We start from the raw sequence: 13043 nt of genomic DNA, 5'->3' as shown, positions 1-13043 counted from the left end.
ATACGTAAAACCAAAAAAGCCAATACCCACAGTCATACAGGTTGTATTTAAATACTTAGGGTCTTTTGAAAACTGAGACTATGAATTCAGCCGCAACCGTAACTATTCCATCTGCAACTATTCTGGGAGAAAATTCTAAAGGCGTGGAGGTGATCTTTCAACTCCTGTCCAAGGAGTTTCAGCAGTCAACCAAAGCTTCGGAACAAAATTGCCACGATGTAGCAAGACGTATTACCACCGAAGTCTACCGGATTTGTCATGAAAGCAAACGTATCCAAGCTTCTGGAACTGTAGAAAGCTCGGCGCTGACCCTGGCTCGGCATCGGCTGCAACAGTGTCTCAGGTACTATCAGTTGGGTTCAAATCGGGGCAGGGTAGAATTACACAGTACTCTGAGTGCAATTGTTTATCGATATATTAATCCACCTCAGAGGCAATTGAGCTATCAAGGGCGGCTGACGATCATTGAAGATTTCCTCCAGAGTTTTTATCTAGAGGCGTTGAACGCTTTCCGGCGAGAAAATCAACTCGGTGCCACTTATCGCCCTCAAACGCTCTTGGAATTGTCTGAGTATATGGCATTTACTGAGCGCTACGGTAAGCGACGCATTCCCTTACCAGGTCGTCAGCAGCAGTTAATTATCCTCCGGGCGCAAACTTTTTCCCAACACCAGCCCCCAGAAACCAGCGTAGATATAGAACAAGCCGCAGAAGGTAGCAATAATGAAGGTGACGGTTCTTGGGAAGAGCCAGCAGTTTACCAATTGCGCTCCACAATGGCAACGCAAGCCGAACCCGAACCCGAAGAAGACACCTTGCGCTCCGTTGTGGTTACGGAATTAATGAATTATCTCGAACAACGACAACAATCTGACTGTGCTGATTACTTTTCTCTTCGCCTCCAGGATTTATCAGCACAGGAAATTGAGTCGATTTTAGGTTTAACCCCTCGTCAGAGAGATTATTTGCAACAGCGCTTTAAGTATCATTTGATTCGGTTTGCCCTGTTGCACCGTTGGGAATTAGTTCACGAATGGCTGGAAGCTTCTCTGCACACCAATTTGGGCTTAACTCCTCAGCAATGGCAAGTATATACAGCACAGCTGGACAATAAGCAACGGTCTTTATTAGAGTTGAAGCAACAAGGACAAGCTGATGAAAAAATAGCTAAAACTTTAGGGCTGTCAATGGCACAACTGCAAAAACGATGGTTTAAGATTCTTGAGCAAGCTTGGGAAATTCGTAACTCATTAGTGTCCGGATCAGGTGCATCTACTCATGAATAGTGACTCAGAATCCTTACAATACCAGTGTCTCGATTGGTTATTGACAGATGATGTCAAAAATAACGAGCGATCGCTAGAATGTGAGGAAAATGACGGGGTAAAAAACCTCCTCAAGGAAGCCACTGCTTCAAAAAGCAGTGAGCCAAAATTGGGAGGAACGCCTCAAACCTTTCAATTGGGAGAAATTCCTACTGTGCAAGATCGTTTTCAAGCTGTCCTTAAAAGTCGGTTACAAATCCAAGCCCAAGACCACCCACCGTTGTTTCCCTGGGAAACACAATTAATCGACTATCCTGATTTTGTTGATGAGCCGTCAATGACACTCGTTCCTAGCTGGGGATGGATGGTACAACAATCTAAGTTGACCTTGCCAACTCGCTTGCCGGAAAGAGTTTTCCAGCAATTGCTAGAACAGTGTCAGGCTTTGGTGACATCTTCTGTGCCGTTGGGGGCAAAATTAGTTCAGGTGGTGGAGAACTTTTTTCCCAATGATTCTCAAGCACTAAATGACATAGCTGGATTGGTGCTAAGAAGCACCTATCGGTCTGTAAATACTCTGGAGACAATGCCCACTATTCAGAGCGATTACTCAGATTTACAACCGCGTCAACAGATGGCCTTGTCGTTGCTAGCAGCTAAACAACTGCTGGAAAATCTGACTCTCCCACTTTCAGCAACCAGTCCGGTGGTAGAAAGACAATGGCTAACCAGTGTTGGTAACTTGAATATCAGAGTAGAGTACCAATCTCTAGGTAAATTTGCGAAGTTACTTGTTCAGGCTGAGTTACCTGTTAAAGGAACTTTGACGCTGCGGGGAAGTGGCACTTTAGCAATGACAACATCTTCGACTTCGGGATACTTAAATGTAGAGTTAGGCTGCGAGCAACTTAACCCAACTTATACCCTAGAAGTTGAATTTCCAGAAATAGACGAGCAATCGTTGTTGTTTGTGATTAATCCCACGATTTAGTTTAAATTGCCACCGCTAGCACACTACGTCGATATATATTAAGAGGATTTTCCTGGTTTTGAAGCTTATCCTATTTTTCAACAAGCTGTCATTAGGGTGTCTACGAGAAGCAGTTATTACAAAGACACAGGGACGCGCGGATATGGGGACATGGGGACATTGAGAAAGTATTTGATTTCTCGATTCACCGTGTCACCCATTTTCCGTCTATCTCCATCTCTACCACCTATCCATCATTTTTTTTGACACAGTAGTAGGTAGGCAATTACGTCCACCGTGTTGTGTTTTTTGCATCTACATCATTGCTTCTACTAGACTCAAATGTTTAACTTATCCAGGATGAATCGGTTTTGGCGTGTCCCTGTAGGTAATTTCTGGCGGCAAAATTGGCAGGGGTCGCCTTTGATAGAAGTGGAAGATTCGATTTCCTTGCGGGTGCTGGTGCTAGCGTTGGTTATTTTGGGAATTGTGGCGACGGATATTGCGGCTGAGACTTCATTCAGTTTTTGGGCGTTACCCCTAAGTTTAGTGGGTGCGGTTTGGAGTTACTATCGTCGCGGCGATCGCAATGTTGCAGTTAAATTCTGCATCGCCATTGGCATGTTAGTCGCACTGGGTGCTTTCTTTGGGCAATTAGTGGGAGAGTTGAATGATACGCGGTTGGGTTTGGCAGAGTTATTAATTCAACTCCAGGTGTTGCACAGCTTTGATACACCCCGCCGCAAAAATTTGGGCTATTCGATTGTTATCGGATTAATTTTATTGGGTGTGGCAGCAACCCTAAGTCAGACTTTAGCATTTGCACCTGTGCTGCTGTTATTTTTAGCGATCGCTCTGCCAACTTTAGTATTAGATTACCGCTCACGCTTGGGTTTGGAGCCATTAAAAACTCAAAAGGAAAAATTCAATCAGCAGAATTCCCCAAGTCTTAATTTTAAATTTTTAATTCTAAATTTTTTGCTAATTGTCGGTCTGGGACTGGCAATTTTTGCTGTTTTACCTAGATTCCCTGGCTATCAGTTACGGAATTTTCCTGTAAGTTCTGCTATTCAAGTCAAAGGTAATTTCACAGGTCGTAGTATTATCAATCCCGGTTATGTCCACCAAGGGAAAGGTGAGAATCAAGGCAGTGGTAGCGGTGGTACTGGACAAAATAAAACTGGTGAACCAGGTAAAGTAGATAATAACTTTTATTACGGTTTTAATAGCCAAATTAACCAAAACCTGCGGGGCGAGATGAAACCCAAGGTTGTAATGCGGGTGCGATCGCAAGCTGAGGGTTTTTGGCGAGTACTAGGATTTGACCACTATACAGGTAAGGGATGGGAAGTTTCTCGAAATGAAGATGTTACCACTGTGAGGCGATCGCCCTGGTCTTACCAAATTTTTCTTTACCCACCTGTAATTACTGTTAAAACCCAAGAGGTAGTACAAACTTATACAGTGGTGTCGGATTTGCCTAACCTAATTCCCGCGATGGCTTATGCTAAGGAAGTTTATTTTCCCACACCACTGATCGCTGTTGATAAAGAAGACGGATTGCGATCGCCTGTAGAATTATCACAAGGACTCACCTACACAGTAATTTCTGAAGTACCATACCGCGATCGCACTTTGTTAGGTGAAGCTTCTACTAAATATCCGCAACATATTAAAAAGCATTATCTGCAAATTCCTCCCGAAATTGCCGATAAAGTCCGGCAACGCACCGAAGAAATTTTCGCTAACTACAATCAAGAAGGAGTCTCAAAGTCTGCTAAAAGCCTGGATTCACCTTATGAAAAGACTCTCTACTTAGCTCAATACCTCAAGCAACACTATTCTATTCCCCAAAATCCCTTAGAATTGCCTTATTTAAGTGAAAAAGAAGACTTGGTAGAAACTTTTTTGTTCAAGCAAAAGGGAGGCTATCCAGACCACTTTTCAACAGTTCTGACGGTAATGTTGCGTTCCATTGGCATTCCAGCGCGGTTAGTGGCGGGGTTTAGTGCAGGAGAATTCAATCCATTCACGGGGTTGTATGTTGTCCGTAATACTGACGCTTATGCAATGACGGAAGTCTATTTTCCCAAATATGGTTGGTTTGCCTTTGATCCTATTCCCAATCATCCTCTAATTCCCCCATCTATTGAAGACACTCAGACTTTTAGTGTGTTGCGCCAGTTGTGGCATTGGGTTGCTGGATGGTTGCCTTCTCCGGTGACAGGTTTGTTGAATAATGTATTTGGGACAATGTTAAATTGGGTGATTAGAGCGATCGCTTGGTTTTTAGCTTTATTTTCTCAAGGTTGGTTTGGTGTATTAACTGGCTTAATATTGTCAACTACAGCAGCTTTCTTCGCTTGGCTGGGTTGGGGACAGTGGCGAGAGTGGCGCAACCGTCGATGGTTAAAGAAATTGCCAGCAATGGAAAGCCTTTATCAACAAATGCTGCAATGGACAACCCAAAAAGGTTTAGGCAAACATCCAGCACAAACCCCTTTAGAGTATGCCAGTGTCTCATACCAGCATCATGCTCTAGCAACTGCTGAGGTAATAGATGAAATTTGTCAAGCCTATGTTGGCTGGCGTTATGGTGGTCATACACCTAACTTGAAGCGATTGCGAGAGAGATGGCAAGGTTTGAAAAAGACTGCTAAAACTGCTAAGGAATTGTAAAATCTTTCTTTCTCTGGTTTCTCTGCGTTTGGAGTAGTTAATAAGTAATTTATTGAACCGCAGAGGCACAGAGAACACAGAGATAAGATATTAAAGAGGAATCGATTTTCGAGAGGTTAATCCTTATGACCTCACTTAGAGGTACAAAATTGTTCGCAGTCCTTCGTCTATCTCTTCTTGTAAATGTTCTGGTAATGAGCCAATGCGCTCTACTAAAAACGTTTTGTCAACAGTAAAAATTTGATACACATTAGCTACAGAATCTCTAGGCGTACTCTCACATTTTGAATATGTCCATCTAGAGTCATTGGTAGAAATCATCAATTGGCGACTGTTGGATATGTAAGCCTCCGGTGTGCGCTTCCTGCACATAGGTTTTTGGTGGTCGAGGAAGTCTGTCGATACAGATTTGTGAACAAGCATTAACAAGAAGGGGTAAAACATCTGTAGCTACTGGAAGAGAGATCCATACTTGATGTAAATTTGGAGCGATAATAGAAGCATTACATACACTGCATTTTGTGGGAGAATCTGCTTCCAAAGTTTTTTCTACCGGAAGCTTGGGAAATGGCGGGCGAAACTTGTAATTTCCGTAAAGAGTACGAGTACTGACAGTACTATTCTTTAGTTTTTTGCAACGAGTTATTTCATAGGGAAACCAGTGTAATCGATAGGATGTGTAGGGAGTAAACGTTTCTAAATTCGTCATCTCACCGATTTCTGGAGGTATGCGAACAAGATTGCTCCCGTACAGCATCAGATGCTTAACAGATTTTAGTTTCGATATTGTCGGAGGAAGTGTGATAATCTGGCTCCAGTCATCCCAGCCTATTTCACGTCCGGGGGCAAATTCTTCTCGCTCATCTGCGGATGCAACCTCCACAAGCTCTAATAATCGCTTCCATGCATCGCACTCAATATCTTGTTGCTCTTGGTGTAGCTTTATCTCAGACCATTTCTTGCCCAAGTCGTAAGCTTGGAAACATTTACATGAAGGGCGGTTACTCATGTGTTCCTTTAGAAGACATAAAGGCTAACTATCAAAATATTAAAGCCCACGAATAAATAACGTCGCCACAGAAATTGTCAAGCCAGTAAGCAACGCTAAATGCACTGTATCAGGCTTGACAAAAATTGTAGATGTTTTGAGCAGGCTTACCACATTAGGGACTTCCAATTAAAAAAATATCCAAAAAACTGGCGAACAAGCTCTCTCCTCCTCATTGCTCTGTGTTCTCTGTGTCTCTGTGGTTCGTTTATTTGGGTAATTTATTTCTTGGAAGCCCCTTAGCTGTTATTTTGGATTTCGTCTAACTTGGCACGCACTGCCTGAATATCCTGCCACATCAACCATTTCGGCGCACCTTGTTCCTTAGAAGGGTTACGCAGCAAGTAGGAAGGATGAAAAATTGGCATACATAAACGCCCTTGCCACTCCAACCACTGTCCGCGAATTTTCGTAATTCCCCGCTTATCGCCAGTGATACCTTTGACAGCAGTGGCACCTGTTAACAGAATTATTTTGGGGTCAACTAAGCGAATTTGTTCTAGTAAGTAGGGTAGACAAGCTGCCACTTCTACAGGAGTGGGAACTCTATTATCTGGTGGGCGACATTTATTGATATTGGCAATATATACATCATGCTCAGTAGTCAGATTCACCGATGCCAGAATTTTCTCCAACAATTGCCCTGATCTGCCCACAAATGGTAAACCCGTTTCATCTTCATTTTGACCTGGGGCTTCCCCGATAACCATAATTGGTGCTTTGAGATTGCCACGTCCAACAACAGTATGAGTCCGAGTGTCTCCCAATGGACAACGGTGGCAGCGATCGCAATGCTGCGTCAATTCCGTTATGCTGTCATAAGTTCCCGGAGCGATCGCAATTTTCGCATCTGTAGGAATCAGTTCTCGCTGGTTAAAGGTTGAGTCGTCGAAGAGGCTGAGTTGGGTTTCGCTGCTCATGAAAATCAAGGTTTTAGCATCAGCGCCAGCTGTCATATCTGAGTTAAATACTGCTCTGGTGGGAGATTTATCAGAATAAATAGACTTTTGCTGAGTACTTATAATTTATACAAATCTTATTGTATCAGTTAATTTGAGACAAAATTCAGTCATCATAAAAGCAGTGCCGTCCTAAAATGCTGGGGGAAACTATGACACATACCCCACTTTTCGCCGATCGCACCCATGCGGGTGAGTTATTGGCGCGAGTGATTCATGATGTTTTGACTCAGCAAACTATTGATTCTGGGGTAAAACCTGTACCAATTGTTTATGCTTTGCCAAGAGGGGGTGTACCAGTAGCAGCACCAATAGCACGTCTTTTGGATTGTCCGTTGACAATCGTCGTAGCGAAAAAGATTAGCCATCCAGAAAACCCTGAGTTAGCAATTGGTGCAGTCACTACTTGCGGAAATGTTCTTTGGGCTGATCAAAAGCTATTTCGCCCTAAAAATGAGGCGCGGTGGCGGGAAGTGGCTTTAAATAAAGCTATTAACCAAGCTAAGTCTCTTGAGGCTCAATTAATTCTTGCTTGTCCACAGGTGAATGCCGAGAATGCTACGCTCATTTTAGTTGATGATGGCATTGCTACAGGTATGACAATAGCGGTAGCGGCAACTGCTCTGAAAGCGCTTTCTCCAGTAGCAGTTTGGCTATGTACTCCAGTAGCACCACAGAAATTGCTACCTTGGTTAGAACAGTGGGGCGATCGCACAATCGTCTTAGAAACACCCGAACCCTTCCGCAGTGTCAGTAATTTTTACGCCGAATTTCCCCAAGTAGATACACTAGAAGTTCTCGGATATCTCCAGCAACAAAAGACTATAGGGGGGAATTGACTTATACGAGTAATTTTGAATTGTTTCCCTTTCTTGCTTTTTAACTATTTGAAGATGTTCCCTCCTGATATTGCATAGCTTTGGCATAATCACCCAAGGCGTAGCAAGCGACTTTCAGGCTAGCAAGAGCTTGTTCTTCACTGCGGCGATCTTTGATATTTCTTGCTAACAGCAAACGTTCTTCATAATATGTAATTGCTTTGTTATAGTCACCCAAAGCTTCACAAGCAACTCCTAAACTACTTAAAGACTGTTCCTCGCTACGCTTGTCTTGAATTTCTTTAGCTAATTGCAACCGATCTTCATAATACTTAATGGCCTTGATATAATCACCTAAAGCATAACAAGCATTGCCCAGATTCTTTAACACCTGTGAAGCACTGCGAACATTTTTTAAGGATCGTGATATTACTACACACTGCTCATAATAGGCGATCGCTTTTGGGTAATTATTCAAAGCATACCAAGCATTACCCAAATTCTTGAGTACCTGTTCCTCGCCCCAATTATCTTTGAGTTCCCGCACAATCTCTAGGCTTTGCTGCTGATACTCAATAGCCTGTGTAAAATTACTTAAAGCTTTATACACTAATCCCAAATTATTTAGTGCTGCTACTTGACTCCGTTTATCTTGCAGTTGCTGGGTTATTTTCAAACATTTTTCTAGAAACTCAATAGCCTTATTATGGTCATTCAGGTGACGGTATGCATTGCCTAAATGGGAAAGTGCCTGCATTTGCAATGTTAAATCTGAGGTGTTGTTGAGCAAAGACAGACATTGTTGGGAGTAGGAGATAGCACTTTTGTAGTCTCCAATGCTGTAAGTTACCAATCCTAAGAAAGAAAGTACCTGTGCCTGTTTTTCCAAATCCCCAACTGCCTGAAACAGCCCCAAGGATTGTTGTAAAGACTTCATCGCCGCTATTAATTCACCAGCTTGCTGCTGTTGAATTCCTTGCCGTAGTAGGTTGGACGCTTCCGATAAATGGTCGTCGTTTTCCTGTGGAGGTCGTATTTCTGCTTGTGAACCAGAGTCAAACTCATGGGTAATTGTATTACGCTTCACTTGTTTTAGGTATGTTATGGGTAGTTGCAGGGGAACTGTATTTTTCGATCTGTTATTCTATTCGCCTTTAGACATCAACTCCTTCCTCTGAAGTCTAGTGCTAAATCTAGTGTTCCCAAAACCAGGATGCATCTTTCATCAGGCTGCCTTACCACTTGATTGATTTTGGTGTAGCCAAGCAGTTAACAACCATAGAGATGGAACAAACAGGAACGAGCATTGGTTCCTATGGCTATGCACCCGTAGAACAGATGAAGTTAGGCTTGGCATATCCGGCTAGCGATTTATTCAGTCTAGGTGCGACTTGCTTTTATCTGTTGACGGCAATTCCCCCGTATCATCTGTATATTGATGCCAACTTGAGTTTACTTAATTAGTGAGTTTTGTTATAAAACAGACGATTTGTTTTCTGTTGATTCAATAAACGCCTCGAACTGACCATTAGGTGTCCATTGAATAGCCCCGTCTCGTCCTGTAAAAAACAGCTTAGTTTTGCTTTGATTCAGTTCAGATAAAGTTTTTGGATCAAAGTTAGCAGAAGAAGCGATCGCTACTTGTGGTTGCAGAGCAATAACTAAATCTTTCAACGACTCAGGCGCGCACCAAAGCACTTGTGGGCGAAGCAAACTTCCATTTTTAACTAGTTGTTGTACCTCTTTAGATTTAACATTACCTACTAATAACCAATTCTGATCTAAAATTTGCACTTGTAAGATGGGTAATTGGTCGTTGATTAATTGCGCTACTATCGAACCAGCTTTCACCGATTGACCAACTGCCAAGGGTTGATAAATCCCTTGATGTTTTTGTAGTTCCTGTTGAATTGCCTGAGTTGTAATAAAATTATCTGTTTTGGGGGAATATTCATAAAAATTATTTATTGGTAAACGTTGCATTAATTCAAACCAAGCATTACTTTCATTGCTTTGAAAATCAGTTGCGATCGCCCAATTTATTTGATTTACACCCTGCTGTTGTAAAAACGGTAAGATTGTGAAACGTCCTGTACCTTCATCGCCACTATTAATTACAGTTACAGTACCTCTATCTTGAACAACTACAATTGGTTCCGTACCAGATTCTAATACCGTTATCCTAAACAATGTATTTGCAGAATGCCAAAGTGGGATGAATACTAAACTAATCGCAATCACATTAGCAAACCACCACCGTCTCTGCCACCAAGGTACCAGCCAAACCAATATAATCAGTACATAAATCGCCAAAAGCTGCCAACTAGATATACTGCCTACAGCAACAGAACTTCCAGGCAACTTGCTAAAAAATTCCACTAGTTTAATTAGCCAATCAGTAGGGTAATGCAATACCGCAGCTAAAAAGCTTCCAGCCTGAGTCCAAATTAAACCTACTAAAGCACTGATGATTCCACCAATACTAATAATCGAAATTAATGGAGTACTAACCACATTCAGCAACAAACTATAAGATGGTACAACTCCAAAGACAAAAAGTTGCACAGGTAAAGTCCAAATAGTGGCAGCTAGGGGAACGGCAATCAAAGAAGCGATCGCAGGTGGTAGCCATGCTAGGCGATTAACTAATGGGGTTACTGTAACAACTAATCCCAGTGTTGCTAAAAAACTCAATTGAAAACCTAAATCCCAAATCCATAGAGGATTAAAGACTAATAACAGAGTTGCTGCTAATAGTAATGATCCGAACTGTTTTACCTTCCTTTTTAATAGCAAACCAACTAATGCCGCAAAACCCATAATTACGGCTCTGAGAACCGCAGGTTGAAAACCTGTTAAACTCAGAAAAATGATTAAAGCCAAAAAACCAACGGTAAATTGCGTTCCTTTTTTCGTCCGCCTTGTTAACTGCAAGATTACACTCAAAATCAAGGAAGTTTGGAACCCGGAAGCAGCTAAAGCATGAGCTAATCCGGCTTGTACAAACAAATCGCGGATATCGTAGGGTAAATCAACAGCTTTGCTACCTAAAACCATTGCACTCACAAGAGGACCTTCGGGGACACCCAACCAACGAACTTGCGATCGCACAATTCGCTCCCGAATTTCCCACCATCCCCATTTCCGTTCCTGATCCAAAACATTTATTTGTCGTCCAATCAAACCAGCAAACGTTCCTTCTTGCTTAAGAAACTTTTGAAAGTCGAAACCACCAGGATTGGAAGCCGCCTTTGGTTTGTACAAAATCCCAGTCACAGCAATTTGTTGACTAGGATATAACCCAGTCGCTTGAAGTATAGGCACTGTCACATACAATTTCCCCGTCACCCCTTTTGGGACACCTGCCGAACCTTTTTCATTTTTAACCTCATCTAGCTGAGTCACTTCCAGCCAAAATTGTCCCCGTTGACTGCGAGTTAAGCGAGGATTAGTAGCCACTTCACCCCGAACAATCACAAGTTGTTCTTGATTACTGCTATTTCCAGGCGGGACGAACTGACTAATATCTTTTACCCCCGGTTGTGGCACTCGCCATTGAAAATACAGAGTTGCCAACAATCCCACCAAGCCAGCAGCTAGCCATATTCGAGGCTGGGCAATAGTTTGCCAGTTATTAGGCATCGCCTTTGTTTTGCTTGCCAGATTTTCTGGTTTCTGAGCAAATTGCTGTAGCATGGTGCGTCTTCTAAAAACAATTGCTCCCACTACCCCTAAAAGCAAAACCCACACACCACCCCAAGGAACTGCTGTAAAGAGCAACCCGAAAATATAGCCAAGACAAATAATTACACCACTGGTTTGAATCATAAGATTTTTTCTAAAAGCACCTGACAACCCGAATTTGCAGCTGACTTAAAAATAACTAGGGTAGTAATAGAGAAAAATCGGCATTTTTGAATTTGGCTATGAAATTCTAAAATAAAATATTTCAACCTCTTATTGTCTAAGCCTGGAGAGGCTTTGCCTGAATTTTTCATCTCTTTAATCAGCAATAGCGAAAAATTTTTATGCTTGTGGTGAAGTATAGTCCATCAAGTTTATACAAACAAAGCCCGCACAGGCGGGCTTTGTTTGTAACTTTAATATTCTAGACTCAAGATTTAACTGGATTTCTGACCTTTAGCAACAGCCACGCCATTTAAAGATATACCTAGCTTAAAGAATGCAAAATCAAGAGCTTAACCTGCGGAGGCAGGTTTTGTCTGTGTAGCCGCGACTTCTAGTCGCCCAGGCATAACTTCGAGCAACGGAAAACCCAACTTCTCCCTTTGCTCAACATATAAATGAGCCACCTTCTTAGCCAAATGCCGAATCCTGGCAATATAGCGAGTTCTCTCCGTCACTGAAATCACACCTCTAGCATCCAGCAGATTGAACGTGTGCGAACACTTCATTACATAATCTAAGCTAGGCAAGACCAATCCTCGCTCCGTCAATTGGGTAGCTTCCTGCTCATACAAATTAAATAGTGTCAGCAGCAACTCAGGATTGGACGCTTCAAAGTTGTATGTACACTGCTCAATCTCTCCCTGGAGGTAAACATCACCATAAGTAATGTTGTCCGTCCAATGAATCTTAGTAATTGCCTCTACTTGCTGGAGATACATTGTCAGGCGCTCTAAACCATAAGTAATCTCAATGGACACAGGACGGCAATCAATTCCCCCACACTGTTGGAAGTAGGTAAATTGAGTAATTTCCATCCCATCTAACCATACTTCCCACCCAGTGCCCCAAGCTCCCACCGTCGCATCTTCCCAGTTATCCTCTACAAACCGAATATCATGGTCTTCAGGACGAACACCTAAAGCCCTTAAGGAATCAAGATAAATCTCCTGGATGTTATCTGGCGACGGCTTAATCAGAACTTGGTACTGATAATAGTGTTGGAAACGGTTGGGATTTTCGCCATAGCGCCCATCTGTCGGGCGACGGCATGGTTCAACATACGCTACAGACCAGGGTTCCGGCCCCAATGCTCTTAAAAATGTTTGGGGATTCTTAGTACCAGCGCCCTTCTCGATATCGTAGGGCTGGGCTATTAGACAACCGCGATCGCCCCAGAACTGATGCAATAAACCTATTACCGACTGAAAATTCACGCTTCACCCATCCTTAGTCAACACAGTGCATAAACCATTCTTGCCTACAACCTAGCACTGTGGGCAGTTTCAGGAGACATAAAAGTATTCCCAAAATAAATTGGAAAAAGTAGTTGACACAAAGAGGTGTGTTCGCTATATTGAATAAGTGCCTGAAGCGAAGCGAAGAAAGCGACGCTGA

At 42.6% G+C, this 13043-nt stretch carries 10 protein-coding genes and 1 pseudogene; 5 read left to right on the top strand and 6 right to left on the bottom strand.

Annotated features, from left to right (window positions below):
• Positions 1-80: 80 nt before the first annotated feature.
• From hetZ to V7K97_RS06110, 3 genes are all read left to right on the top strand, one after another.
• Complete coding sequence (hetZ, locus tag V7K97_RS06120; RefSeq protein WP_334799866.1) at positions 81-1286, top strand: heterocyst differentiation protein HetZ; 1206 nt, start codon at positions 81-83, stop codon at positions 1284-1286.
• Positions 1279-2256 (top strand): PatU, encoded by a 978-nt coding sequence (locus tag V7K97_RS06115; RefSeq protein ID WP_334799865.1) that lies wholly within the window; start codon positions 1279-1281, stop codon positions 2254-2256. Before hetZ ends, V7K97_RS06115 begins: the two co-directional genes overlap by 8 nt.
• Positions 2257-2577: 321 nt before the next feature.
• The gene (locus V7K97_RS06110) at positions 2578-4914 is read left to right on the top strand and encodes a transglutaminase TgpA family protein (RefSeq protein ID WP_442936823.1); all 2337 of its coding nucleotides are present in this window, start codon (positions 2578-2580) and stop codon (positions 4912-4914) included.
• Positions 4915-5049: 135 nt separating this feature from the next.
• On the opposite strand, the gene V7K97_RS06105 is transcribed toward V7K97_RS06110, so the two are convergent.
• The 3 genes from V7K97_RS06105 to V7K97_RS06095 all read right to left on the bottom strand — a co-directional run bounded on the left by V7K97_RS06105 (position 5050) and on the right by V7K97_RS06095 (position 6882).
• Entirely contained in the window at positions 5050-5235 is a 186-nt protein-coding gene (locus V7K97_RS06105; RefSeq protein ID WP_334799864.1) for a type II toxin-antitoxin system PemK/MazF family toxin, read from the bottom strand.
• Positions 5219-5923: a hypothetical protein gene (locus V7K97_RS06100; RefSeq protein ID WP_334799863.1), complete on the bottom strand. Its 705-nt coding sequence runs from the start codon at positions 5921-5923 to the stop codon at positions 5219-5221. The genes V7K97_RS06105 and V7K97_RS06100 overlap by 17 nt, the downstream gene beginning before the upstream one ends.
• Before the next feature lie 278 nt (positions 5924-6201).
• On the bottom strand, positions 6202-6882 hold the full coding sequence (locus V7K97_RS06095; protein ID WP_334799885.1) for a uracil-DNA glycosylase: 681 nt from the start codon (positions 6880-6882) through the stop codon (positions 6202-6204).
• 191 nt (positions 6883-7073) lie between these two features.
• Between V7K97_RS06095 and V7K97_RS06090 the strand changes: the two genes are divergently transcribed.
• Positions 7074-7760, top strand: coding sequence for a phosphoribosyltransferase (locus tag V7K97_RS06090; protein ID WP_334799862.1), 687 nt, complete (start codon positions 7074-7076; stop codon positions 7758-7760).
• Between the two features lie 40 nt (positions 7761-7800).
• On the opposite strand, the gene V7K97_RS06085 is transcribed toward V7K97_RS06090, so the two are convergent.
• Positions 7801-8826, bottom strand: a complete 1026-nt coding sequence (locus V7K97_RS06085; RefSeq protein WP_442936824.1) for a tetratricopeptide repeat protein — start codon at positions 8824-8826, stop codon at positions 7801-7803.
• 155 nt (positions 8827-8981) lie between these two features.
• Between V7K97_RS06085 and V7K97_RS06080 the strand changes: the two are divergent.
• Positions 8982-9191, top strand: a pseudogene (locus V7K97_RS06080) (serine/threonine protein kinase); the annotation flags it as partial.
• A gap of 21 nt (positions 9192-9212) precedes the next feature.
• On the opposite strand, the gene V7K97_RS06075 reads toward V7K97_RS06080, so the two are convergent.
• On the bottom strand, positions 9213-11567 hold the full coding sequence (locus V7K97_RS06075; protein ID WP_334799860.1) for a ComEC/Rec2 family competence protein: 2355 nt from the start codon (positions 11565-11567) through the stop codon (positions 9213-9215).
• Between the two features lie 371 nt (positions 11568-11938).
• Complete coding sequence (gene glyQ / locus V7K97_RS06070; protein WP_334799858.1) at positions 11939-12862, bottom strand: glycine--tRNA ligase subunit alpha; 924 nt, start codon at positions 12860-12862, stop codon at positions 11939-11941.
• Positions 12863-13043 lie beyond the last annotated feature (181 nt).

Source organism: Nostoc sp., assembly GCF_036917815.1.
GTDB lineage: Bacteria > Cyanobacteriota > Cyanobacteriia > Cyanobacteriales > Nostocaceae > Nostoc.
This window is presented reverse-complemented; position numbering and strand designations above follow the sequence as displayed.